We start from the raw sequence: 24,578 nt of genomic DNA, 5'->3' as shown, positions 1-24,578 counted from the left end.
GAGGTTTTTTTATGGGGAAACGATTGATGAAAGAAGTACCGACGACATCACTTCCAAGAGAGCGAATGGAATCTTATGGTGTAGAGGCTTTGTCTGATCAAGAATTGCTAGCGATTTTACTACGTACAGGACAACACCCATATAATGTAATGGATATTGCAGGTGAGGTCTTGAAAAAATTTGCTAATTTAACTGCATTACGACAAGCATCATTAACTGAGTTGCGGGAAATTCGTGGAATCGGTCGAGTCAAAGCATTAGAAATTTGTGCGTTGATTGAGTTAGGTCAACGCATTCAAGTGGAAGCCCGACCAGCAAGTGCACTGATACGCTCAAGCTATGACCTTGCGCAACAGCTGATTATGGAGATGCGTGATTTTCAACAAGAACATTTAGTATGTATTTATTTGGATACCCAGAATCAACTCATTTTGAAGAAAACGTTGTTTATTGGTTCTTTAAATCAGTCGATTGCTCATCCACGAGAAATTTTTCATTTTGCTGTGAGAGTTTCTGCAGCAAAAATCATCTTGGCGCATAATCATCCATCTGGTAATGTTCTTCCATCCAAACAAGATCTACATTTTACTAAACGGGTGAGAGAGTGTGGCGAGTTGATGGGAATCGAAGTATTAGATCATTTGATTATTGGTACGAAGCAATATTTGAGCTTAAGAGAAGAGGGATTACTGGAAGAGGAGTAGGTGACATTCTTGCAAAAAAAACTGAGCAAGTGTACAATTATAGTGTAATTTTGTTTGGGAATAGAAGTTAGACATTTGTTCACCTCTATCGTACACGAGCAATGTTACAAACAAATAAGTGCTCTTATGCACGAGGAGGCTATTATATAATGGAACATGGAACAGTTAAATGGTTTAATGCTGAAAAAGGATTTGGCTTCATTTCACGTGAAGACGGAAGCGACGTATTCGTTCACTTCTCAGCAATTCAAGGCGACGGATTCAAAACATTAGAAGAAGGCCAAGCTGTAACTTTTGATGTAGAAGATTCAGATCGTGGACCACAAGCTACAAACGTTGAGAAAGCTTAATTCACTCAATATTCAAAAGGCGGTAACTACAATTCTTGTGGTTACTGTCTTTTTTTTTTAGGTGAATATGTGGTAATAAGAGAAAAAACAAGTTACTTTTTTAGACAAAGAAAAACACCGCTATTTTCTTCATTATTAAAATGAAGGGAATAGAAGTGTTTTTTCGTTTATTCTCACTTATTTTGTGGGAGTAAGTTGCTAGTTATTCGCCCATATCGGGAGTCATAATCATTGGTAAAATCATTGGATGTCTTTCTGTTCGATCAAATAAGAAAGGTTGTAATGCACTAGTCATTGCTTCTTTTAATTTATGTTCTGAGCAATCAGGTGCGTTCAAACATTCTCGTAAGGCGTGGAATAAAATTCGCTGTGCCTCGTTGATCATTTCACCAGATTCACGCATATAAACAAAGCCGCGTGATAAGATATCTGGTCCAGCCAAGATTTCTTTTTTCTTGATGTCAACTGTAGCGACAGCTAACACAAGTCCTTCTTGAGATAAGGTGTGGCGATCACGCAAGACAACATTACCGATGTCACCAATTCCGCTACCATCAATATAGACATCGCCAGAAATAAAGTGACCGGCTGGTCGAGCAGAGTCCGCAGTTAATGCTAAGACATCCCCGTTTTCCATAATAAAGCAGTTTTCAGCAGGAACACCTACATCTTGTGCTAAGGAAGCATGGATTTTTAACATTCGAAATTCACCGTGAACGGGAATGAAATATTTTGGTTTCATTAAACGCAACATCAATTTTTGTTCTTCTTGGCCACCATGACCAGAAGTATGGATGTTGTTGATTTTTCCGTGAATAACTTCAGCACCAGCTTCAGATAACAAATTAATCAAGTGATTAACACTTGTTGTATTTCCTGGAATTGGTGAGCTTGAAAAAATCACAGTATCATCTGGTTGGATTTGAATTTGACGGTGAGTTCCATTAGCGATACGACTAAGAGCTGCCATTGGTTCACCTTGAGAACCAGTACATAAAATCATTGTTTCATTTGCAGGCAAACGATTAATCTCATGAGCATCGACAAATGTACCATCAGGAACATTGATGTAGCCTAGACGTTGTCCATTAACGATTGCATTTTCCATGCTTCGACCAAAGACTGCAATTTTTCGACCAGTTGCGACTGCTGCATCTGCGGCTTGCTGTAAACGGAAGATGTTTGAAGCAAAGCTGGCAAAAATAATACGTCCTTCGATTTTTTCAAAGATTTTTAAAATGGATAAGCCAATGGTTTTTTCTGACTTTGTAAAGGTTGGAATTTCAGCGTTCGTACTATCGGATAGTAAACATAGAACACCTTCTTCGCCGATACGTGCCATTTTGTGTAAGTTAGCTGGTTCGCCAACGGGTGTGAAATCAAATTTGAAGTCACCTGTTGCAACGATGTTTCCAGATGGCGTTTTAACTACAACACCTAAAGCATCTGGAATACTATGAGTTGTACGGAAAAAGCTAACGGATGTTTTTCTAAAACGAATAATCGTATCTTCATTGATTTCGTGAAGCTCAGCATCACGAAGCAAGCCATGTTCATCCAATTTATTTGTAATCAAGGCTAATGCAAGAGGTCCAGCATAAATAGGAATGTTTGCTTGTTTCAAAAGATAAGGAATACCGCCGATATGATCTTCATGGCCATGAGTGATCACAAGAGCTTTCACCTTGTGCAAGTTTTGAACGATGTAGCTGTAGTCAGGAATCACATAGTCAATTCCAAGTAAATCATCTTCTGGGAATTTAATTCCAGCATCAATGATGATAATTTCATCTTGAAATTGTACCCCATACGTGTTTTTCCCAATTTCACCTAATCCACCAATTGCAAAGACGCCTGTCTCATTATTTTTGATGGAAAGTTTCATCTTAAAACTCCACTAAAGTAAATTGAACGTTCTCTTTTTCGTATTCTAGGTGATTTCCTTCTAGAAGTTGAACGAACTCGATATTGTATGGGGTATTTTCTTCAACGCGTTGACGTGCTTCGACATCATCTTTCGCGTCAATGTAAAGCACTTGTGTTTCTTCCCGTTTAGGGTTACGGATTTTTGATTCTTGATAGTAAACTTTGTAAATCATTTATTTTGTCTCCTTTATCTGCATACGCAGGAATTTAGCTAGTTGATTTTTTAGACAACACAAAACGAGTGGGCAAGCCACCTGAATTTTGATATGCTTTGACTCAAATTAATTATTTGAATCAAAGAGACAAGCCTCGCTTTGCTTGTTCTGTTCGGAATTTTCTTCAACCGTACCTTTGTATAAAAAATTATACAATAATTACTTGTTATTCTAGCACAAATTGGGGAATAAGTATAGAAATCAACAGCAGAGTCCTAAAAAATCTTGAGGATTTATTTCCAGTAATTTTTTGAACGTGAAGTGTTCTAATAAGGTTTTTAGTGTGCTATCATGGGATTTAATGGCAAAAAAATGAAATTTTTAAAAGGGAGATGAGAAAGTGAAGTTAATGTGGCACTACACAATGAGGTACAAGAAATTCTTACTTTTGAATTTTATTTGTGTATTTGGTTTTATCCTCATTGAATTAGGTTTACCAACGATTTTGGCACGAATGATTGACTTTGGGATATTACAAGATGATTTTGATTACGTCAAACAACAAGGGATTGTCATGATTGTAATCACCGTTATCGGAATTATTTTAAATATTCTTTTAGGCTATTTTGGTTCAAGAATCACGACGAATATTGTTGCAGATATTCGTGATGATTTATTTGAAAAAATTCAAAGTTATTCGCATCAAGAGTATGAAAATTTAGGTGTTTCTTCTCTGATTACGCGTACGACGAATGATGCGTATCAGATTATGTTGTTTTTACAAAACATTTTGCGAATTGGTTTTATGACACCGATGATGTTTGCAGTCAGTCTATATATGGTTGTTCGGACAAGTGCGATATTAGGGTTGTATGTAGTCGGCGCACTCCCTTTCTTATTACTCGCAGTGATAGCGATTGCGAAAGTTTCTGAACCATTATCCAAAAAGCAACAAAAGAATTTAGATAAAATCAACAGTATACTAAGAGAAAATTTATCTGGTCTGCGTGTTATCCGCGCTTTTGTGAATGAAAAATTCGAAGAAAAACGTTTTGGCGAAGTCAATGAAAATTATGCATCAAGCTCAAAAAGTTTATTTCGTTTGATGGCAGTAGCACAACCAGGTTTTTACTTCCTGTTTAATATTGTAATGGTCTTGATTATTTGGAGCGGGACACTACAAATTGATGCTGGGTCACTAAAAGTAGGGGACTTGATTGCATTTATCGAATATATTTTCCACGCGCTCTTCTCGTTCATGCTTTTTGCAAGTGTCTTTATGATGTATCCACGGGCAGCTGTTTCTGCTTCGCGTATCCAAGAAGCTTTAGATGCTCAACCTGAGATTTCAGAAAATCCTGAAGGTGTTTCGGAAACGAAAACGAAAGGATTTGTTGAATTTAAGAATGTAACATTTGCTTACCCTGGTCATGCACAAGAACCAGTCATTCGTAATGTAAGTTTTACCGCTTCACCAGGTGAGACGGTTGCATTTATCGGAAGTACGGGGAGTGGCAAGTCAACCTTGATCCAGCTGATCCCGCGATTTTATGACGTGAGTGAAGGCGAAGTTCTGATTGACGGGGTAGATGTGCGAGACTATCGTTTAAGCACTTTACGTGACAAGATTGGTTTTATTCCGCAAAAAGCCTTGTTGTTTACTGGAACAATCGCAGAAAATCTCCGTTACGGAAAAGAAGATGCGACAGATGAAGAAATGAAAGAAGCAGCAGATATTGCACAAGCCACTGACTTTATTTCTCGTAAACCAGATGGATTCAATGAACATCTTTCAGAGGGAGGCGCAAACTTTTCTGGTGGACAAAAGCAACGGTTAGCCATTGCCCGCGCAATTATCCGCCGACCAGAAATTTACATTTTTGACGATAGTTTCTCTGCTTTGGATTACCAAACAGACGCGAAACTTCGTGCTCGCTTGAAGAAAGAAACAACGGAATCCACTGTTTTGATTGTGGCGCAACGTGTCGGAACGATTATGCACGCAGATAAAATTGTTGTGTTGAACGAAGGGGAAGTTGTTGGAATGGGTACGCACCGTGAATTACTGGAAAATTGCCCAATCTATTACGATATTGCTGCCTCTCAACTATCGAAGGAGGAATTAGCATGAAACAAACATTTTCTTCTTTAAAAAGACTGGCACATTATATTAATCCTTATAAAGCAACATTTATGCTAGTTCTTTTATTTACGGTCTTAACGGTTGCGTTCAATGCGGCTCTTCCTTATGTAACGGGGCTACCAACAACGGAAATCAGCCGAAATTTAGCAAACAATGAACCAATCAACTTTTCTTATATTATTCAATGTCTGATTTGGATCACGATTGTCGGGATCGGTTACTGTGTTTCGCAATTGTTATCAGGTGTGCTGATGACGAATGTGGTGCAAAGTGCGATGCAAGATTTACGTCGTGATATTGAAGAAAAGATCAATCGTTTGCCCGTATCTTATTTTGATAAAAACCAACAAGGTAATATTTTATCTCGGGTAACCAATGATGTGGATGCTGTGAGTGGTGCATTACAGCAAGCTTTTATCGGAATTGTCAATGCTGTACTTGCGATTGCAATGGCTGCAGTGATGATGTTTTATATCCAACCAATCATGGCACTTATCTCAATGATCATGATTCCAGCTTCCATTTGGATTTCTAAAAAAATCGTGAATGTTTCGCAAAAAGATTTCCAAAACATGCAAAATTCACTTGGTGATTTGAACGGATATGTCCAAGAAAATATGACAGGATTTACTGTTTTAAAAGTTTATGGACGTGAAAAACAAACATTAGATGGTTTTAAAGCTGTCAATCATCAACTAAAATACTTTGGGTTTAAAGCGGCCTTTATTTCTGGTTTAATGATGCCATTAGTTCAATTGACTGCTTATGCAACGTATATTGGTATGGCTGTTATGGGAAGTTTTTATGTTATTACTGGTGTAATCGTTGTGGGGCAACTTCAAGCGTTTATTCAATACATTTGGCAAATCAGTCAACCAATGGGGAATATCACTCAACTTTCTTCTGTATTGCAAAGTGCTTCTGCAGCAACAAAACGCGTATTCGAAATTCTTGATGAGCCAGAAGAACCATTAAATGAAGTTGATGCGATTTTACCTGAGGTTGTTGAAGGTGCAGTCAAGTTTGAACATGTTGACTTTGCATACGATCCAAGTAAGCCGTTGATTCAAGACTTGAATTTTGAAGTCAAAGCAGGACAGATGGTTGCTGTAGTTGGACCAACTGGTGCAGGGAAAACGACCTTGATTAATTTATTGATGCGCTTTTATGATGTGAATAGCGGTGCGATCAAAATTGACGGTATTGACACAAAATCCTTGAGTCGAAGTGATGTCCGTTCATTATTTGGAATGGTGTTGCAAGATGCTTGGTTATATGAAGGAACCATTGCGGATAATATTCGCTTTGGGAAATTAGATGCTACTGATTATGAAGTCGTTGATGCAGCGAAAACAGCGAATGTCGATCACTTTATTCGTACAATGCCAGACGGTTATGAAATGGAAATCAATGCTGAAGGTGACAATGTTTCTCTTGGACAGAAGCAGTTATTAACAATTGCCCGTGCTGTGATTTCTGATCCTAAGATTTTGATTTTGGATGAGGCAACAAGTTCAGTTGACACACGTCTTGAAGCTTTGATTCAAAAGGCAATGGATCGTGTCATGAAAGGGCGCACGAGCTTTGTGATTGCGCACCGATTGTCGACGATTCGTGATGCGGATTTGATTTTAGTAATGGATCAAGGATCAATTATCGAAAAAGGAACACATGAAAGTTTGCTTGCGCAAGGTGGTTTTTATGAGAAACTTTATAACAGCCAATTTGCAGAAGAAGTCGAGTAGTAGTGTTAACTTGTTAAATGAGAGATTATTTTTCGATGCGAAATTTTTGTTTTTCCAAAAACTTGGTGATACAGTTAAAGTATCAAGAAGAAACGGAGATGGAAATAATGGAACAATTCCTAAACAAACAAATTGCTGAAGCAAAAAAAGAAATCGACCGTTTGACAACACGCCGAGAAGAAGAACTAGGCAATTCAATCAATTTTATCGAAAACGAAGTACAAATTGAACGTTTATTAGCACAAGTTGAAGCTTATGAAGCTGTTTTAGAACAACTATAAGATTCAAACGAAGTTTAAGGTTGTAACATGAAGTCTGTCGACTTTTGTTGCAACCTTTTTTCGTCTAGTTTTTTCTAGTATTCACTGAAAAGTATTGCTATACTTTGAACAAATAATGAATGAAGGAGGGGGACAAATGGAGAAACTCTTTATTGCACCAAATGCAACAGTAGTCGGTGATGTTACTTTAGCAAAGGATGTAACGATTTGGTATCAAGCCGTTTTGCGAGGAGATAGTAACTGGATTAAGGTAGGACAAGGAACCAATATTCAAGATGGAACAATCATCCATGTGGATCATGATGCGCCGACAGAAATTGCAGAAAATGTTACTGTTGGTCATCAATGTATGCTCCATGGGTGTAAAATAGAAAAAGGTGTGTTGATTGGAATGGGTTCAACAATTCTAAACCATGCTCAAATCGGAGAGAATAGTTTGATTGGGGCAGGATCTTTGGTAACCGAGGGCAAAGTGATTCCACCAAATGTTTTGGCATTTGGACGACCAGCTAGAGTGATCCGTCCGTTAACGGAGGAAGAAATTCAAAAAAATCAAGCAAATATTCAACACTATATTGAGTTAGGGCAAGAATATTTAGCAGGCAAATATTAAATGAAAAGGTTGTGGTTCCAAGCGGTCAGCTTCGAAAAAATAAAGAGCAACTGACAAAAATAGCTGTTCATGTTTTTAGACAGTTATGAATTATATTGAGGAGTTGCTTGGGGAACACCGTGGATAAAGTTGTGGTGCAAAATGCTGAGCTCTGACAATCTAGCGAGCAGGGATTAAAAATAGCATTTTATATTTTGAAGTAAATGCAAGCTATCAAGTTATATTGAGGAGTTGTTTTCGGAACACTGTTTATTCGTAAAAAAAGTTTGAGGCAAAATATCCTAAATAGAAAAACCGCCTAAAGTTCGTTTCCAAAAACGAACTTTAGGCGGTTTTAAAATTGAAAAAGGTGTTACGGAAGACTTGGTTTTCTAGTTTTGTCCCAGTCTTTTTATGCTTATTTTAAAGCAGAATTGTTTTCCATTACTTCGTCGATCAAGCCATAATCTTTTGCTTGTTGAGCAGTCATATAGTTGTCACGATCAGTATCTTTTTCGATGACTTCAAGTGGTTGACCTGTGCGTTCAGCCAAGATTTTATTTAAGCGTTCACGGGTTTGTAAAATATGGCGAGCAGCGATTTCAATCTCAGTTGCTTGGCCTTGCGCGCCACCAAGTGGTTGGTGAATCATGATTTCTGCGTTTGGTAAAGCAAAACGTTTCCCTTTTGTACCAGCAGTTAGTAAGAAGCTACCCATTGAAGCAGCCATCCCCATAACGATTGTTTGAACATCTGCTTTGACAAAGTTCATTGTGTCATAAATAGCCATACCTGCTGTCACAGATCCACCTGGAGAGTTGATGTAAAGATAAATATCTTTTTCAGAGTCTTGTGCATCAAGGAAAAGCAATTGTGCAATGATTGAATTTGCAAGATCATCTGTTACTTGTCCACTCAACATGATGATGCGGTCTTTTAATAGGCGAGAATAAATATCGTAGGCTCTTTCACCACGAGATGATTGTTCGATAACTGTAGGAATTAAATTCATTCTAAATTTCCTCCTTAAAATTCTTTCAAAGTTAGTGTAACATAAAGTATTCTTAATACCTAAGAAGAAGTATACCTTTTTGGTCAACAAAGGTCAAATGAAAAAACTTCGATAAATTAATCGAAGAAAGTCATCTTTATGTTATGATAAAAAGAGAATAGAAACAAGGGGGAGCAGTAGATTTGGAAGTGGGAATCATAGGATTTATTGGCGTTCTTTTGGGTGCGTTGGTTGTCTATCTTGGCATGGCAATCCAGATGCGTCATTTAGAAAATAAAGAAACACGTCGACGTGAACTAGAACTAAAGGTCAAAGAAATTGAAACGTTGAATCAATTGAATAAGAAGGTCAACGAGATTTTGCAAAAACGTTCGACTTTAATGGAAGAGTATGTTAGCTTTGATGCATTTGATGACTGTTACATCACGATTGATGACTTTGCTTATTTGCAATCATATGCGACACAAAACAATTTTTATTTACCTAATTACATTTTAGATGAATTATTCAAAACAATCGCTCATCGAAAAGTAATTCTTTCACCTGATGAAACGATGAAAGTAGGCGGGTACGCGTACAAAGGTGGTCGTGTCATTTTAGAAAACTTTAGCGATAATTTGACTGAGATGATTAACGAGAAAAAATTGCAATTAAAAAATCTGACGAAACAACCAATCGGCTTCTTTTCAAAAGACGACGTGTGGAGCTAACTAGCAAATCAACTAGTAGCAGAACCGTGACGAGAGTCAGGGTTCTTTTTTGTTGCAGATAGAAAAGCTTTCTTAAAAAGATTTTTTACTTTTGTGTAATGGACACTTTTTAGTAACAAATTTATTTGTGAGCTTTTAAAGTAAGAAATCCAAAAAATGCGTAGCTATCTAAAAACAGGGAAAGTTCTTTGAACTGCTTATGTACTTGTTCAACTAGCTCAGTGCTTGAGCTGAAACTTCTTCCATATGTTACAATAGTACTCGATTGGAGTGAATGAATATGGTACAGATTTACGCACATCGTGGAAGTAGCGGAACACATCCTGAAAATACTTTGCCAGCATTTGCTGAAGCAGTTCGTGTTGGTTCAGATGGAATCGAGTTAGACGTTCATCTTAGTGCAGATGGCCAAATAGTTGTGATGCATGATGAGGAAGTCGATCGGACAACGAATGGTAAAGGATTGCTTCGCGAAAAAACGTTGGAAGAAATCAAAAAGTTGAACGCCGGTAGTTGGTTTAGCAAAGATTTTTCTGCGGCAAAAGTGCCAACGTTAAAAGAGGTACTGAACCTTTTGCTCCAAAAAAATTATCGCGGTGTATTAATGATTGAATTAAAGACAGACAAGTATGAGTATCCTCAAATCGAGGAAAAAGTGTCTGCTTTGTTGCAACAGTCTTGGCCGTTTGAACATGGGTATTGCAGTTTTAACCTGGCTTCTTTGGAGCGCATGGCGAAACTAGAACCCGATGTTCAATTAGATGTTTTGACAGGGACTTCAAAAAATAAAATCATGTATGCAAAGGAAAACAAATTTATCGAAGGCGTTCATCCTAAGAAAACTTGGTTGCAAGAACAGCCCGAACAATTAGGAATCTTTGACAAGCCTATTCGACCGTGGACAATCAATACAGAAGAAGAAATCAATTGGTGCTATGGACTTGGAGTGACAGGAATCATTACCGATTATCCAGAGAGAGCCATTCGCCTGAAACAATTTATGAAAAAGTAGGATGTTTATGGAAAAAGTATTAGTAATTGTTGGCCCAACGGCTGTTGGTAAAACAGCTTTGAGCATTGAATTAGCAAAAAAATTTAATGGAGAAATTATTAGCGGTGATTCTTTGCAAGTGTACCGAAAACTAGACATTGGAACAGCCAAGGTCACCTCAGAAGAAATGGCGGGCGTGCCACATCATTTAATTGATGTGATTGAGCCGACACAACGCTACTCAGCTGCTGATTTTCAGCGGTCTGCTAGACAATTGATTGCTGAAATCACGGCTCGAGGTCATTTGCCAATTATTGCAGGTGGTACGGGGTTATATATTCAGTCTTTACTTTATGATTATCAATTAGGCGCTGCAGACAAACAGCAAGAGGAAACAAAAATAGTTCGCCAAAAATACGAAGCATTTGCTGACGAGTATGGAAACGAAGCTTTATGGACGATGCTTAAGGAAAAAGATCCAGAAGCAGCAGAAAAAATCCATTGGAACAATCAACGAAAAGTTGTCCGGGCACTGGAAGTTTTAGAAATGACAGGCTTCAGTATTACTGCTCCCAAAGAACAGCCAAAACAATTCTATGATTATTACATGATTGGTTTGGATACGAACCGAGAAAAGCTTTACGAGCGAATCAATTTACGCGTGGATTTGATGCTAAAAGCTGGTTTGGAAGAGGAGGCACGTTTTGTTTATCAATTAGGTGACACACAAGCGAGTCAAGGAATTGGTTATAAAGAATTTTTCCCTTATTTTAATGGACAGAATTCTTTAGAAGAAGTCGCAGAACAAATCAAACAGAATTCCAGACGTTATGCAAAACGACAACTCACTTGGTTTAGAAATCGACTAACTGCCCAGTGGTTTGATTTGGTGGAGCAACCCGAAAAACAGCAAGTAATTGAAACGAAAATTCAAAAATGGCTGGAGGAATCACAATGATTGAAGAGAAAGAAAAAGTGGTGATCGTCGGGGTCGAAACGGAAAAAAATCAATCTTATTTTGCAGAATCAATGAAAGAATTGATTCAATTAACGAAAACCGCGGCGGGAGAAGTGGTTTTTTCGCTTACACAAAAAAGACCACAAGTTGATCGCCAAACATTGATTGGTAAAGGTAAATTAGAAGAATTAATCCAGCAAGCAACTGCTTATGAAGCTGATTTGATTATTTTTAACCACGAGCTAACGCCACGACAAAGCCAAATCATTTCGGATGCCGTAGGATTGCCGGTGATCGACCGAGTACAATTGATTTTAGATATTTTTGCGATGCGTGCGCGTTCAAGAGAAGGTAAATTGCAAGTTGAGTTGGCACAACTTGAATATTTGTTGCCGCGATTGGTGGGACAAGGGAAGACTTTATCTCGTTTAGGCGGGGGAATTGGGACAAGAGGACCTGGGGAAACAAAACTGGAAACGGATCGTCGGCATATTCGCAACAAAATCTATGCAGTCAAACGTGAACTGAAAGAAGTTGAGGCACATCGTGAGCGCAATCGACAACAACGAAAAAACAATGAGATTTTTCAAATTGGTCTAATTGGTTACACGAATGCTGGTAAATCAACGATTTTAAATCTGTTGACCCAAGCAGATACGTATTCAAAAGATCAGTTATTTGCAACACTTGATCCATTGACAAAAAAATGGCATTTTCCTGAAGGGTTTGAAGTAACGATGACGGATACTGTTGGTTTTATTCAAGATTTGCCAACACAACTGATTGATGCGTTCCATTCAACGTTAGAAGAAAGCCAAAACATGGATTTACTTCTACATGTCGTAGATGCTAGCGCACCTGAACGAATTTTACAGGAACAAACGGTTTTGAAATTAATGGATGAACTTGAAATGAAAGATGTACCAATCTTGACTGTTTATAATAAAGCAGACCAAGTCAATCGTGGAGCTTTCACACCAACTTTATTTCCTAATCGTTTAATTTCAGCCAAAAGTGAATCGGGAAAACAAGAATTAACACGAGCAATCAAGCGAGAAATCATGGAACTACTAACCCCCTATACGCTTTTCTTACCAAGTGAGGCAGGGCAACAGTTAAGTGAAATCAAGCGGCAAACCTTGGTGTTAAGTGAGGAATTTATCGAAGAAAAGAATAGCTATGAAGTCAGAGGCTTTGCTAAAAGTACTTCGAAATGGATAAGGAGAATGACAGATGAGTTGGACAGCTGAGTTAGCGCCTGAACTAGTTGAAAAAATGGATGAAGTGGATCAAAAGATTGCTAAGCGATTAGCGGAGGTTCGAGAAGTAGCATTGACGAATCAAGCAAAAGTATTAACAGCATTTCGAGAGCAACAAGTATCAGAAACTCACTTTTTACCATCAACTGGTTATGGAAATGACGATTTAGGTCGCGACGTTCTGGAAGCTGTGTATGCTCAAGTTTTCGGGGCGGAAGCTGCACTTGTTCGTCCACAAATTGTTTCGGGGACACATGCAATTGCGACAGCCCTTTTTGGTGTATTGCGCCCTGGGGATGATTTGCTTTATATTACAGGAACTCCATATGATACTTTATTAGAAGTCATCGGTGTTGCCGGAAACGGGATTGGTTCGTTTAAAGAGTACGGGATTGGCTACGATCATGTTGACTTGCAAACAAATGGAAAAGTAGACTTTGAACAAGTTAAAAAGAAGATGACAAGCAAAACAAAAGTGGTTGCGATTCAACGTTCACGAGGTTATGCTACGCGTCCATCCTTTACGATTGAAAAAATAAAAGAAATGTGTACATTTGTGCATGAAATTGATCCAAATGTGGTCATTTTCGTTGATAATTGTTATGGAGAATTTGCTGAACTAATGGAACCCACTCAAATTGGTGCGGATCTCATTGCTGGGTCATTAATCAAGAATCCTGGTGGTGGAATTGCGAAAACGGGTGGTTACATTGCTGGAAAAAAAGAGTTTGTTGAGCGTGCGGCTTATCGTTTGACTACACCAGGCGTTGGTGCAGAAGGGGGCGCAATGTTAGGGAATGTTTATGATATGCTGCAAGGATTTTTCCTAGCGCCACATGTAGTTAGTCAAGCGATTCAAGGTGCAGTATTTACGGCAGCTTTATTAGAGAGTTATCAACTACGTTCGACACCACGTTGGGATGAGCCACGAACGGATTTGATTCAATTAGTTGAAATGGAAAATGCGGAAGCGATGGTCACGTTTTGCCAAGCAATCCAAAAGTTTTCACCAATTGATTCATTTGTTGCGCCGATTCCTTCTTATATGGCTGGATATGAAGACGATATTATTATGGCAGCAGGTACTTTTGTCCAAGGTGCGAGTATTGAACTAAGTGCAGACGGTCCTTTGAGAGAGCCCTATGCTCTGTATATTCAAGGTGGCTTGACCTTTGAACATGTAAAAATTGCGGTTTCTCACGCAGTGAATGCTGTTTACCATCAATAAATAATCAATCTATCTATGAGCTTTTTCTAGCAAAGAAAGAGCTCATTTTTTTGTACGGAAAAATTTTTTATCTTTCATGTTAGAAAACCTAACATGAATCGTTGACAAGTAAAAAATAAATTGGTACACTTTTCTCAACTTAGAAAACGAAAGGGGACATCTGATGGGAGAAAAGGAATTACGACGCTCAATGTCAGTTTTTCCAATTGGTACAGTTATGAAGTTGACTGATCTAACTGCGAGACAGATTCGTTATTATGAGGAGCAAGAGCTTGTTCATCCTGAACGTAGCGAAGGAAATCGTCGTATGTATTCGTTGAATGATATTGATACATTGTTGGAAATCAAAGATTATCTTTCGGATGGTCTGAATATGGCAGGAATCAAACGTGTATATGAAATGGCGCAGGCGAAGAAAAAAGAAGCCAAGAAAAAACGACCATTGACCGATCATGATGTCCGTCAAATCTTTCGTGATGAAATGTTATCACAAGGTGGGCTAAGTAAAACTGGGCACTATCAGTCGCAAGGAATGCAACATCAATTCTATGACTGAATAAAATAAAAAAATAAAAATGAAAGAGAAAGAGGGATACCATGGTAAAGAAACAAATAACTGGCGAAGAAATCAAACGAATTATTGAGGAAGAAAACGTACGTTTTTTACGTTTAATGTTCACAGATATTTTAGGAACAATCAAAAATGTTGAAGTTCCAGTAAGTCAAATTGACAAGGTTTTAGAAAATAAAATGATGTTTGATGGTTCTTCAATCGAAGGATTTGTTCGAATTGAAGAAAGCGATATGTATTTGTATCCAGATCTTTCAACTTGGATGATTTTCCCATGGGAGAGTGCGCATGGAAAAGTTGCACGTTTAATTTGTGATATTTACAACCCAAATGGAACACCGTTTGCTGGCGACCCTCGTGGAAACTTAAAACGTGCGTTGTCAGACATGAGAGAACTTGGTTTTACCTCTTTCAACTTAGGCCCAGAACCTGAATTCTTCTTATTTAAACTTGATGAGGATGGCGGAATTACTACGACATTAAATGACAAGGGCGGTTACTTTGATTTTGCCCCAACAGATTTAGGGGAAAATTGTCGTCGTGATATCGTTTTAGAATTGGAGAGTTTAGGATTTGAAGTCGAAGCTTCTCACCATGAAGTTGCGCCAGGACAACATGAAATTGATTTTAAATATGCAGATGTAGTAGATGCTTGTGATAACATTCAAACGTTCAAGTTGGTTGTCAAAACAATTGCTAGAAAACATGGCCTACATGCAACCTTTATGCCAAAACCATTATATGGAATCAATGGATCAGGAATGCATTGTAATATGTCCTTGTTTAATGAAGACGGCAACGCTTTTTATGATAAAGATGGCGAATTAGAATTAAGTCAAACCGCTTATCATTTCTTAGGTGGGTTGTTGCATCATGCGCGTGCTTACACAGCTGTTTGCAATCCAACAGTGAACTCATACAAACGTTTAGTTCCTGGATATGAAGCACCTGTTTACGTTGCATGGAGTGGGCATAATCGTTCACCATTAGTTCGAGTTCCTGAATCACGTGGCGTATCCACTCGTTTAGAATTACGTTCAGTTGATCCATCTGCAAATCCTTACTTGGCAATGGCCGTATTATTGCAAGCTGGTTTAGATGGTATCCGTCGTGAATTAACACCGCCAGATGCGGTTGACCGTAATATTTATGTGATGAACGAAGAAGAACGTGAAGCAGCGCAAATTCAAGATTTACCTTCAACGATTCACAACGCAATTAAAGAATTGCGTAAAGATGAAGTGATGATCGATGCACTAGGTCAACACATCTTCTCAAACTTTGTTGAAGCGAAACGTTTGGAATGGGCAGCTTTCCGTCAAACAGTTTCTGAGTGGGAAAGAGAACAATATTTAGAACTTTATTAAGTCAAAAAAGTAGTAAACACAGAGGCAATCTTTTGTCTCTGTGTTTTTTCATCCATTATGTTTTGTTTCCCACAGGTTTATTTTCCCATGATATAATAAGAAAAAACAATTGTTGAAGTACTTTAACTGAAGTTTTGCTATGGACGAGTAGTGCGATTACGAAACCTTGAATTTTTTTGCGAGGGTTTTAGAGCTATGTTGTTTAGAATGCTTCCAAAACGTTCTTGATCCAACGTTTGAAAGGCTGTTGGTTTTAGAGCTATGTTGTTTAGAATGCTTCCAAAACTGCGCCTGCTCTTGTTGGATCGTTTTGTGTGTTTTAGAGCTATGTTGTTTAGAATGCTTCCAAAACAATCGCTTCATTTGAAATCGCATAATGCGCGTTTTAGAGCTATGTTGTTTAGAATGCTTCCAAAACCGTCATGGGATTTCCGTTTTTTGTATAAGTGTTTTAGAGCTATGTTGTTTAGAATGCTTCCAAAATAATCAAATAGTTTGCAACGTAGTAAGGTAAGTTTTAGAGTTATGCTGTATTCAATGCTTCCAACACCAACAAATTTTTTTGAAATCGCAATCATCAAATTGATGTCTTGACTTTCAATTCTGGAGCTTGTATTATACTCCTTGGGCACCCTTTTAAAGGGTCAGAAGTTTACAGAAATTTCAGCTCCCTATTCTTGTTAGAAGAATAGGGAGCTTTCTTTATTTTTTCTGGGACTTTTCCTGCAGATAAAACAAGAAGGAGTTTTTGAATTTATGACAAAATACATTTTTGTAACTGGCGGCGTTGTATCTTCGATTGGTAAAGGGATCGTAGCAGCTTCATTGGGTCGCTTGTTGAAAAATCGTGGCCTAAAGGTAACTATCCAAAAATTTGATCCGTATATCAATGTTGACCCAGGAACAATGAGTCCTTATCAACATGGAGAAGTATTTGTAACAGATGATGGTGCGGAAACAGACTTAGACTTAGGACACTATGAACGTTTTATCGACATCAATTTGAACAAATACTCCAATGTTACCACAGGAAAAATCTATTCTGAAGTATTGCGTAAAGAACGTAAAGGGGAATACTTAGGAGCAACTGTCCAAGTGATTCCACATATCACAAATGAAATCAAAGAAAAGATCATGCGTGCCGCAAAATTAACAGACTCTGATGTCATCATCACCGAAGTTGGCGGAACAGTGGGTGATATCGAATCATTACCATTCTTGGAGGCTTTGCGTCAAATGAAAGCTGATGTTGGTGCAGATAACGTAATGTACGTGCATACAACATTGATTCCTTATTTAAAAGCTGCTGGTGAAATGAAAACAAAACCAACACAACACAGTGTGAAAGAATTACGTGGCTTGGGAATCCAACCAAATATTTTAGTCGTTCGTACGGAACAACCTGTTTCACAAAACGTAAAAAATAAATTAGCACAATTTTGTGACGTTGACCCAGAAGCCGTGATTGAATCACCGGATGTGGATACATTATATTCCATTCCATTATTGCTACAAAAACAAGGGATGGACCGAATTGTTTGCGAGCACTTGAAACTTGAAACACCAGAAGCAGACATGACGGAATGGAAAGAATTAGAAGAACGTGTCTTGAACTTGAAGAAAAAAGTCCGTATTGCTTTAGTTGGTAAATATGTTGAGTTACCTGATGCTTATATCTCAGTAGTAGAAGCTTTGAAACATTCAGGCTTTGCTTATGATGCAGATATTGAATTGGATTGGGTCAAAGCACAAGAATTAACGGAAGAAAATGTCGCAGAACGCTTGAAAGATGCTGACGGAATTTTAGTTCCTGGTGGATTTGGTGATCGAGGCGTTGAAGGTAAAATTGAAGCAATTCGTTTTGCCAGAGAAAATGATATTCCATTTTTAGGTATTTGTTTAGGTATGCAAATGGCTTGTGTTGAATTTGCACGCAATGTAGTGGGTCTTCCTGACGCAGCTTCAGCTGAAACAAATCCTGATGCTCAAAATAATATTATTGATTTGATGGCTGACCAAGAAAATGTTGAAAACCTTGGTGGCACACTTCGTTTGGGCTTATATCCATGTAAAATCAAAAAAGGAACGAAAACAGCAACAGCATACGAAGAGGCAGATGTCGTTCAAGAACGTCACCGTCATCGTTATGAATTCAACAACCAATACCGTGAAATGTTTGAAGAACAAGGATTGGTTTTCTCTGGTGTTTCACCAGACAATCGCTTGGTTGAAATCGTTGAAATTCCTGAGAAGAAATTCTTTGTTGGTTGTCAATTCCATCCAGAGTTGATTTCACGACCAAATCGTCCACAAAAATTAATCAAAGCATTTGTTGGTGCTTCGCTAGCAGATCGCGAAGCAAAATAAGAAATAGGTCAAACAGAGTAGTTTTCATAAACTGCTCTGTTTTTTTGCGGGAAGAGTCAAAAGCAGGAATTAAGTGAAATAAATGCGGGTTTATGAAAAAAGAATGATTTTTTCTATTTGTTTTTTTGTTATTAAATGAGAAGAAGAAACATAATAAAACAGTATTTTTATCTAATTGTGGTTCGTTATTGTGTTTCTTTTTTACAAAAAACTTGTTGAAAATTTTCATTTTCAATGATTTTAGTAGAAAAGTACCACAATGTTTGGTAAAATAAGGTCGTTGGTTAAGAATTGTCTTAACAAATTTAGTTTTTACAAAACTTAGGAGGAATTTTATTATGCCAGTAGTATCAGGAGCTGAATTTTTAAAAGCTGCTCGTAAAGGCGGTTACGCTGTCGGCGGATTCAACACAAACAACTTAGAATGGACTCAAGCTATTCTTGAAGCAGCTGAAGCTAAAAAAGCACCAGTACTTATCCAAACTTCAATGGGTGCAGCTAAATACATGGGTGGTTACAAAGTATGTAAAGATTTAATCACTGATTTAGTTGAAGCAATGAACATCACTGTTCCAGTTGCTATCCACTTAGACCATGGTGACTACGATGCAGCTTTAGAATGTATCGAAATCGGCTATACTTCAGTTATGTTCGATGGTTCTCATTTACCATTCGAAGAAAACTTGAAATTAGCTAAAGACGTTGTTGAAAGAGCTCACGCTAAAGGAATCTCTGTAGAATGTGAAGTTGGTTCAATCGGCGGAGAAGAAGACGGAATCATCGGTAACGGCGAATTAGCTGACATTGAAGAATGTAAACAAATGGTTGCTACAGGTATCGACTACTTAGCATGTGGTATCGGTAACATCCACGGTCAATACCCAGAAAACTGGAACGGATTAGCATTTGATCACTTACAAGCAATTGCTGATGCTGTAGGTCCAGACATGCCTTTAGTATTACACGGCGGATCAGGTATTCCTCAAGACCAAATCGAAAAAGCTATCTCAATGGGTATTTCAAAAGTTAATGTTAATACTGAATTCCAATTATCATTTGCTGCTGCTACTCGTGAATACATCGAAGCTGGTAAAGACCGCGAAGGTAAAGGATTTGACCCTCGTAAATTATTAGCACCAGGTAAAGCTGCAATCGTTAAAGATGCAGAATCTCATATTGACTGGTTCGGTTCAGCAAACAAAGCTTAATTTGCTTCCTTTGTTGACTGATGAAAAGGGTGGGACAAAACGGATTCGTTTTGTCTCACTCTTTTTTGCTTACTAAAGATTTTCGTTTCTCTAAATTAAAAAAAGAAGAGGTTGCTGTCATGCACAAAATGGAAGATGACGAGTTAATCTTAATTGAAGCCTCATTGATTTAATGGCGAAATAAAACGAGGCTTACATAAACATTTTTGTTCCTTTGTTCCTGAATTGTTTAACAAAAAATCTGAAAAATCTTATCGTGAACTATTTAAAAAATTATTCCTTACTTGATTTGCTAGCTATTATGAGTTATTTTGTTCTAGAATAAGCTTTGTAACCGTTTTTTTGCTACTTGAAAAAATAGAAATAAGTGGGAAAATTTGAATTTAGTTGCAACTAGGGGGAGAACAAATGAGTTTTTTTGGTAATATTGATTTTAATGCTTTGTCTGATACCGACCAAGCAATTTATCATTATATGAGTAGCAATGTGGATAAAGTTCCGTATATGCGCGTGCGAGACATTGCACAAGAATCGCATACCTCGGCATCTTCCGTGATGCGTTTGATTCGTAAGCTAGGTTATGAAAGTTATACTGAATTTCGCAGTCAGTTTAGTACGAGTGTGGTAGAAGGAGAAGATTTTAACGCGGCTTTGACAATTTTGAGTCGGGATAGTTTTCGTAAAGATATTGAAAGTAAATTAAATCAAGTTGTGGAGAAAATCCAATATTGTGAGAATATCGTCTTTTTTGGTATGGGAGCATCAGGGGCGATTTGTGAGTATGCGGCACGTCGTTTTGCTTTGATGGGGTACAATAGTTATCCATTAATTGATCCAACTTATCCAATTAAATCGAAACTGCAAAATACGAGTGACAATGTGCTAGTGACCTTATCCGTTTCAGGAATGACAAATGAGGTGGTCGAAGTAGTGAATGGTTTCCGAAATCAAGACGATTGTTTGACGATTGCCATTACTTCAGATATCAATTCGACCTTGAGTCGAATGTCTGATTGTGTGCTAGACTATCATGTGGATGTTCGCCGAGTAAAAAAACATGAAGATTTAACAAGTCAGATACCTTGTATTTTTTTGATTGAACAACTCGCGGATCGACTTCAACAACGCGACTAAAAAGATTATTACTTTTAGGTACATGGCGTTTTGGAAAACACTATTTTGGTACAGAATGTACCATGATGGTGTTTTTTTCTATTTACTGGATTTCATGCCAGAGTTTTGTACAGGCATTGAGTAAGTCAGATTTCCTAACTATACTAAGGGCATTAACTAATTGAGGTGACCAATAATGGCAAATAAATTTCCAAAAGATTTTTTATGGGGTGGCGCAGTAGCAGCTCATCAAATTGAAGGTGCTTGGAATGCTGACGGCAAAGGAATCAGTATTGCTGACGTAATGACAGCTGGTGCAAATGGGGTTGCACGAGAAATTACGAAAGGTGTGATCCCTGGTAAAAATTATCCCAACCATGAAGCAATCGACTTCTATCATCGTTACAAAGAAGATATTGCTTTGTTTAAAGAATTAGGCTTAAACGTGTTTCGAACATCAATCAACTGGGCAAGAATTTTTCCGAATGGAGATGAGGAAGAGCCAAATGAAGCAGGTTTGCAATTTTATGATGATTTATTTGATGAATTATTGAGAAATGGGATTGAACCGGTGATTACTTTATCACATTTTGAAATTCCTTATCATTTACATGAAGCATATGGTGGATTCAAAAATAAAAAGTTGATTGATTTCTTCGTTCATTATGCTGAAACAGTCATGACGCGCTATCAGAAAAAAGTGAAATATTGGATGACCTTTAACGAAATCAATAATCAGGCAGACGGACAACATGAGCTACACACTTGGACCAATTCTGCCATGCTTTTTCAGGCGGGTGAAAATAAAGAAGAATTGACTTTTCAAGCAGGTTTAAATGAGTTGATTGCCAGTGCAAAAGTCGTTCGACTAGGACATAAAATCAATCCTGAGTTTCAAATTGGTTGCATGATGGCGTACGTACCAGTTTATCCATATTCTTGTAATCCAGAAGATTTAATGGCATCCGTCAAAGTAATGGATCGTCGCTTCTTTTATTCTGATATTCATGCTCGTGGTGTTATTCCTACTTATGCCAAAAAATATTGGGAAGAAAAAGGGTATCAAATCGAAATTACCGAAGACGAAACACAAGCTTTGAAAGAAGGAACAGTTGATTATATTGGTTTCAGTTATTATATGTCTGGTGCAGTAACGACTTTACCAGAGATTTCAGGGGAAAACATCACTGATTTTCCAGGTGCAAAAGTCGTTCGAAATCCTTATGTTCAAGCAAGTGATTGGGGTTGGCAAATTGATCCAGTCGGGTTGCGTTATACCTTGAATGTTGTCTATGAACGTTATAATCTACCTCTTTTTATTGTTGAAAATGGTTTTGGTGCCTACGACCGATTAGAAGATGGGCAAGTCCATGATACCTATCGGATTGACTATTTGCAAAAACACATTGAGCAAATGAATCTGGCTGTACATGTTGATGGTGTTGATTTGCTGGGCTATACACCTTGGGGGATCATTGATTTAGTTAGCTTTGGTTCCGGTGAAATGGAAAAACGCTACGGCATGATTTATGTTGATAAAGATAATGAAGGCAAGGGAAGTTTGGTTCGTTTGAAAAAAGATTCCTTTGCTTGGTATCAAAAATTGATTCAAGAAAATCAATAGCCTAAAGGAGCACATCATGGAAATTCGTGAACTAAAAAAAGTAATGGACAAGTTAAGTCTAGCTGAAAAAATTGGGCAATTAGCTCAAGTAACGCCTAATTTTTTTGGAAATCAAGGAGAAATTACTGGCCCAATGTCAGAGTGGTCAATGGGGATGGATCAGCTTTATCAAGTAGGATCTGTTTTAGGTACCCACCGAGGAACGGAAGTCAGAAAAATTCAAGAAGATTATTTAGCGCACAGTCAACATCAGATTCCTTTAATGTTTATGGCAGATGTTATTCATGGTTATGAAACGATTTTTCCGATTCCATTAGCGCTAGCTAGTAGTTTTGATCCTGAATTGATTGAAAAAGTAGCAAAGGCATCTGCCGCAGAAGCTGCCAGTGAGGGTATTCAAGTAACTTTTTCTCCGATGGCAGACTATGTCAAAGATCCTCGTTGGGGACGCGTATTAGAAAGTAATGGTGAAGACCCTAGACTTTCTCGCGCATTAACAGAAGCGTATGTCAAAGGCTATCAAGGAAAAAATTTAGCAACAGAATCACATCGTGTAGCGGCTTGTGTGAAGCACTTTGTTGGTTACGGAGCTGCCGAGGGTGGTCGTGATTATAATACGGTAGATTTTTCTGATGTTGAGTTGTACCAAAACTATCTGCCTGCTTTTGAAGGAGCAATTGCGAATGGCGTAAAAATGGTTATGACGTCATTCAATAGTTTACATGGGGTACCAGTAACGGGAAATCGAAAGCTGATTAAAGGCATTTTGCGAGATGAATTGGGTTTTGACGGTGTCGTAATTTCAGATTGGGCAGCAATTGCTGAGTTGATGAATCACCGCGTAGCTGAAAACCCACGTGAAGCAGCAAAAAAAGCCTTCGAGGCAACCGTTGATATCGATATGATGACAGATTGCTATTTAAATGAGCTTGCAGAAATGATTGAAACAAAAGAGCAATTAAAAAAATTAGATGAAGCAGTTTGGCGTATCTTGACTTTGAAGAATGAGTTAGGCTTATTTGAAAATCCGTATCGTGGGCTGGACGTGACGGTTGATTTATCTGAACTCCAAGAATTAAGTTATCAAGCAGCTCTTAATTCTGCTGTACTTTTGAAAAATAATGCTGTTCTTCCTTTAGAATCAACAGAAAAAATTTTATTGATCGGTACGAAAGCAACAACACAAGACGTACTTGGAGCATGGTCATGGATTGGCGATTCGAAAAAAGCCATTTCACTTGCTAGTGGTCTAAAACAGCAATTTTCTGAAGTCCAGCTTATTTCAGTGACTGACCAACTTGACAAAAAAGCAATTGAGCAAGCAATCCAAGTCGCTGATAAAGTTATCATCGCAGTTGGGGAGAAAAGCGAAGAAGCGGGCGAAGCTGCAAGTCGCGCAGAATTAAAATTAAAAGCGATCGAACTCGAATTGATTGATTTATTAGCGACATATGAGATTGAAAAGATTTTAGTGACCTTTAGTGGACGGCCATTAGTTCTGACAGATGTCGTTGAGAAAGTAGATGCTATTGTTTCTGCTTGGTTTTTAGGTAGCCAAACAGGAGATGCTTTAGCGATGCTTTTGAGTGGTGCAGAAAATTTTACGGCACACTTACCGATGAGTTTTCCTCGTAGTGTTGGGCAACTGCCTTATTCTTATCAAGAGATGTCGACTGGACGGCCACAAACAAAAGAAAACTATCATGAAAAATATATTTCACGCTATATGGATGAAGAAAATCATCCATTGTACTGTTTCGGTCATGGATTGTCTTATAGCGAGTTTCAATATAAAAATTTTTCCCTCTCAAGTGATACGCTAACGAAAGAGGAAGAGTTGACAGTGAGTTTTGAAGTGAGGAATAACTCCAAGATTAAAGGGTGGGCGTTACCACAACTTTATTTCCAAGATGAGGTTACCGAAGTTATTCGACCAAAAATCGAACTTTTGAAGTGGACAAAAGTTGAACTAGCTGCAGGCGAAACAAAGAAAGTCGAGTTTGTAGTTTCGCCAGCTGAATTGGCCTATAGTCATATAGATTTAAAAAAGACGATTGAATCGGGCGGATTTCGTTTATTTTTAGGGGAAAGTGTAGCGAATATTGTGGCAGAAAGCCGATTTATTCTAACATAATTTTCTTAGTGGTACAGCTTGTGCCACTATGACTTTTTTTTCAAAAGTGGGAAACGAAAACCATTAAGGGGACAAGTTATTGTTTTTGAAAACGTTTTTATCTATGATGTGAATGTAAAAAAGACTTCTTTACTTATTTA

At 37.9% G+C, this 24,578-nt stretch carries 21 protein-coding genes and 1 CRISPR repeat array; of the genes, 18 read left to right on the top strand and 3 right to left on the bottom strand.

The annotated features are described in order from the left end of the window. Nucleotides 1–11: 11 nt before the first annotated feature. Together radC and IGJ76_RS09615 are read left to right on the top strand one after the other, a co-directional pair. A complete protein-coding gene (gene radC / locus IGJ76_RS09620; RefSeq protein WP_067480245.1) occupies nt 12–704 on the top strand; it encodes a RadC family protein in 693 nt (230 codons plus the stop codon). A 149-nt stretch (nt 705–853) separates the two neighbouring features. Beyond that, a complete protein-coding gene (locus IGJ76_RS09615) occupies nt 854–1,054 on the top strand; it encodes a cold-shock protein (protein WP_067480248.1) in 201 nt (66 codons plus the stop codon). Between the two features lie 202 nt (nt 1,055–1,256). Here the strand turns inward: IGJ76_RS09615 and rnjA are convergent, their stop codons facing one another. Beyond that, nucleotides 1,257–2,939 carry a ribonuclease J1 gene (gene rnjA / locus IGJ76_RS09610; RefSeq protein ID WP_067480251.1) on the bottom strand — a complete coding sequence of 561 codons (1,683 nt, stop codon included), beginning with the start codon at nt 2,937–2,939 and terminating at the stop codon, nt 1,257–1,259. A gap of 1 nt (nt 2,940) precedes the next feature. After that, a complete protein-coding gene (locus tag IGJ76_RS09605) occupies nt 2,941–3,153 on the bottom strand; it encodes a DNA-directed RNA polymerase subunit epsilon (protein ID WP_067480254.1) in 213 nt (70 codons plus the stop codon). 382 nt (nt 3,154–3,535) lie between these two features. Here IGJ76_RS09605 and efrA point away from each other — a divergent pair, with 382 nt between their 5' ends. The 4 genes from efrA (at nt 3,536) to IGJ76_RS09585 (ending at nt 7,917) form a co-directional block, all read left to right on the top strand. Then, nucleotides 3,536–5,266 (top strand): multidrug efflux ABC transporter subunit EfrA, encoded by a 1,731-nt coding sequence (gene efrA, locus IGJ76_RS09600; protein WP_067480257.1) that lies wholly within the window; start codon nt 3,536–3,538, stop codon nt 5,264–5,266. Next, entirely contained in the window at nt 5,263–7,023 is a 1,761-nt protein-coding gene (gene efrB / locus IGJ76_RS09595; protein WP_067480260.1) for a multidrug efflux ABC transporter subunit EfrB, read from the top strand. The genes efrA and efrB overlap by 4 nt, the downstream gene beginning before the upstream one ends. Nucleotides 7,024–7,130: 107 nt before the next feature. Further along, on the top strand, nt 7,131–7,304 hold the full coding sequence (locus IGJ76_RS09590) for a hypothetical protein (protein ID WP_370629887.1): 174 nt from the start codon (nt 7,131–7,133) through the stop codon (nt 7,302–7,304). A gap of 136 nt (nt 7,305–7,440) precedes the next feature. Continuing rightward, nucleotides 7,441–7,917: a gamma carbonic anhydrase family protein gene (locus IGJ76_RS09585; protein ID WP_086270767.1), complete on the top strand. Its 477-nt coding sequence runs from the start codon at nt 7,441–7,443 to the stop codon at nt 7,915–7,917. A gap of 397 nt (nt 7,918–8,314) precedes the next feature. Here IGJ76_RS09585 and clpP read toward each other — a convergent pair whose 3' ends face one another. Continuing rightward, on the bottom strand, nt 8,315–8,908 hold the full coding sequence (gene clpP, locus IGJ76_RS09580; protein WP_067480270.1) for an ATP-dependent Clp endopeptidase proteolytic subunit ClpP: 594 nt from the start codon (nt 8,906–8,908) through the stop codon (nt 8,315–8,317). A gap of 182 nt (nt 8,909–9,090) precedes the next feature. On the opposite strand from clpP, the gene IGJ76_RS09575 reads away from it, so the two are divergent. The 12 genes from IGJ76_RS09575 (at nt 9,091) to IGJ76_RS09520 (ending at nt 24,438) form a co-directional block, all read left to right on the top strand. Next, nucleotides 9,091–9,618 carry a hypothetical protein gene (locus tag IGJ76_RS09575; RefSeq protein WP_071869273.1) on the top strand — a complete coding sequence of 176 codons (528 nt, stop codon included), beginning with the start codon at nt 9,091–9,093 and terminating at the stop codon, nt 9,616–9,618. Nucleotides 9,619–9,898: 280 nt separating this feature from the next. Further along, the gene (locus IGJ76_RS09570) at nt 9,899–10,630 is read left to right on the top strand and encodes a glycerophosphodiester phosphodiesterase (RefSeq protein WP_067480276.1); all 732 of its coding nucleotides are present in this window, start codon (nt 9,899–9,901) and stop codon (nt 10,628–10,630) included. Nucleotides 10,631–10,637: 7 nt separating this feature from the next. Beyond that, nucleotides 10,638–11,567, top strand: coding sequence for a tRNA (adenosine(37)-N6)-dimethylallyltransferase MiaA (gene miaA / locus IGJ76_RS09565; protein ID WP_067480279.1), 930 nt, complete (start codon nt 10,638–10,640; stop codon nt 11,565–11,567). After that, complete coding sequence (hflX, locus tag IGJ76_RS09560) at nt 11,564–12,817, top strand: GTPase HflX (RefSeq protein WP_067480282.1); 1,254 nt, start codon at nt 11,564–11,566, stop codon at nt 12,815–12,817. Before miaA ends, hflX begins: the two co-directional genes overlap by 4 nt. Next, on the top strand, nt 12,801–14,054 hold the full coding sequence (locus IGJ76_RS09555) for an aminotransferase class I/II-fold pyridoxal phosphate-dependent enzyme (RefSeq protein WP_071869272.1): 1,254 nt from the start codon (nt 12,801–12,803) through the stop codon (nt 14,052–14,054). Before hflX ends, IGJ76_RS09555 begins: the two co-directional genes overlap by 17 nt. A gap of 163 nt (nt 14,055–14,217) precedes the next feature. Next, nucleotides 14,218–14,610, top strand: coding sequence for a MerR family transcriptional regulator (locus IGJ76_RS09550; protein WP_067480287.1), 393 nt, complete (start codon nt 14,218–14,220; stop codon nt 14,608–14,610). A gap of 41 nt (nt 14,611–14,651) precedes the next feature. Further along, complete coding sequence (gene glnA / locus IGJ76_RS09545) at nt 14,652–15,992, top strand: type I glutamate--ammonia ligase (protein ID WP_067480290.1); 1,341 nt, start codon at nt 14,652–14,654, stop codon at nt 15,990–15,992. A 184-nt stretch (nt 15,993–16,176) separates the two neighbouring features. After that, nucleotides 16,177–16,542: a CRISPR direct-repeat array (repeat unit 36 nt; unit sequence GTTTTAGAGCTATGTTGTTTAGAATGCTTCCAAAAC). A gap of 206 nt (nt 16,543–16,748) precedes the next feature. After that, nucleotides 16,749–18,359, top strand: a complete 1,611-nt coding sequence (locus IGJ76_RS09540) for a CTP synthase (protein ID WP_311798172.1) — start codon at nt 16,749–16,751, stop codon at nt 18,357–18,359. Nucleotides 18,360–18,697: 338 nt separating this feature from the next. After that, entirely contained in the window at nt 18,698–19,567 is an 870-nt protein-coding gene (locus tag IGJ76_RS09535) for a class II fructose-bisphosphate aldolase (RefSeq protein WP_067480296.1), read from the top strand. Between the two features lie 408 nt (nt 19,568–19,975). After that, nucleotides 19,976–20,701 (top strand): MurR/RpiR family transcriptional regulator, encoded by a 726-nt coding sequence (locus IGJ76_RS09530; protein WP_075491650.1) that lies wholly within the window; start codon nt 19,976–19,978, stop codon nt 20,699–20,701. A 175-nt stretch (nt 20,702–20,876) separates the two neighbouring features. Further along, nucleotides 20,877–22,304 carry a 6-phospho-beta-glucosidase gene (locus tag IGJ76_RS09525; protein ID WP_075491648.1) on the top strand — a complete coding sequence of 476 codons (1,428 nt, stop codon included), beginning with the start codon at nt 20,877–20,879 and terminating at the stop codon, nt 22,302–22,304. Nucleotides 22,305–22,320: 16 nt separating this feature from the next. Then, entirely contained in the window at nt 22,321–24,438 is a 2,118-nt protein-coding gene (locus IGJ76_RS09520) for a glycoside hydrolase family 3 N-terminal domain-containing protein (protein ID WP_311798174.1), read from the top strand. The last annotated feature ends 140 nt before the right edge of the window (nt 24,439–24,578 follow it).

The sequence above is a fragment of the Enterococcus sp. DIV0175 genome (assembly GCF_050529075.1).
Classification (GTDB): Bacteria; Bacillota; Bacilli; order Lactobacillales; family Enterococcaceae; genus Enterococcus_B; species Enterococcus_B thailandicus.
Note: the sequence above shows the minus strand (reverse complement) of the source record. Positions and strands in the feature narration are given on the sequence as shown.

Excerpts from the sequence above, each read along its gene's own strand:
- IGJ76_RS09585 (WP_086270767.1), top strand. The coding sequence starts at position 7,441 with ATGGAGAAACTCTTTATTGCACCAAATGCAACAGTAGTCGGTGATGTT.
- IGJ76_RS09540 (WP_311798172.1), top strand. The coding sequence starts at position 16,749 with ATGACAAAATACATTTTTGTAACTGGCGGCGTTGTATCTTCGATTGGT.
- glnA (WP_067480290.1), top strand. The coding sequence starts at position 14,652 with ATGGTAAAGAAACAAATAACTGGCGAAGAAATCAAACGAATTATTGAG.
- radC (WP_067480245.1), top strand. The coding sequence starts at position 12 with ATGGGGAAACGATTGATGAAAGAAGTACCGACGACATCACTTCCAAGA.
- IGJ76_RS09590 (WP_370629887.1), top strand. The coding sequence starts at position 7,131 with ATGGAACAATTCCTAAACAAACAAATTGCTGAAGCAAAAAAAGAAATC.
- IGJ76_RS09535 (WP_067480296.1), top strand. The coding sequence starts at position 18,698 with ATGCCAGTAGTATCAGGAGCTGAATTTTTAAAAGCTGCTCGTAAAGGC.
- IGJ76_RS09570 (WP_067480276.1), top strand. The coding sequence starts at position 9,899 with ATGGTACAGATTTACGCACATCGTGGAAGTAGCGGAACACATCCTGAA.
- efrB (WP_067480260.1), top strand. The coding sequence starts at position 5,263 with ATGAAACAAACATTTTCTTCTTTAAAAAGACTGGCACATTATATTAAT.
- IGJ76_RS09605 (WP_067480254.1), bottom strand. The coding sequence starts at position 3,153 with ATGATTTACAAAGTTTACTATCAAGAATCAAAAATCCGTAACCCTAAA.
- IGJ76_RS09520 (WP_311798174.1), top strand. The coding sequence starts at position 22,321 with ATGGAAATTCGTGAACTAAAAAAAGTAATGGACAAGTTAAGTCTAGCT.
- IGJ76_RS09615 (WP_067480248.1), top strand. The coding sequence starts at position 854 with ATGGAACATGGAACAGTTAAATGGTTTAATGCTGAAAAAGGATTTGGC.
- miaA (WP_067480279.1), top strand. The coding sequence starts at position 10,638 with ATGGAAAAAGTATTAGTAATTGTTGGCCCAACGGCTGTTGGTAAAACA.
- rnjA (WP_067480251.1), bottom strand. The coding sequence starts at position 2,939 with ATGAAACTTTCCATCAAAAATAATGAGACAGGCGTCTTTGCAATTGGT.
- IGJ76_RS09550 (WP_067480287.1), top strand. The coding sequence starts at position 14,218 with ATGGGAGAAAAGGAATTACGACGCTCAATGTCAGTTTTTCCAATTGGT.
- hflX (WP_067480282.1), top strand. The coding sequence starts at position 11,564 with ATGATTGAAGAGAAAGAAAAAGTGGTGATCGTCGGGGTCGAAACGGAA.
- clpP (WP_067480270.1), bottom strand. The coding sequence starts at position 8,908 with ATGAATTTAATTCCTACAGTTATCGAACAATCATCTCGTGGTGAAAGA.
- IGJ76_RS09530 (WP_075491650.1), top strand. The coding sequence starts at position 19,976 with ATGAGTTTTTTTGGTAATATTGATTTTAATGCTTTGTCTGATACCGAC.
- IGJ76_RS09525 (WP_075491648.1), top strand. The coding sequence starts at position 20,877 with ATGGCAAATAAATTTCCAAAAGATTTTTTATGGGGTGGCGCAGTAGCA.
- IGJ76_RS09555 (WP_071869272.1), top strand. The coding sequence starts at position 12,801 with ATGAGTTGGACAGCTGAGTTAGCGCCTGAACTAGTTGAAAAAATGGAT.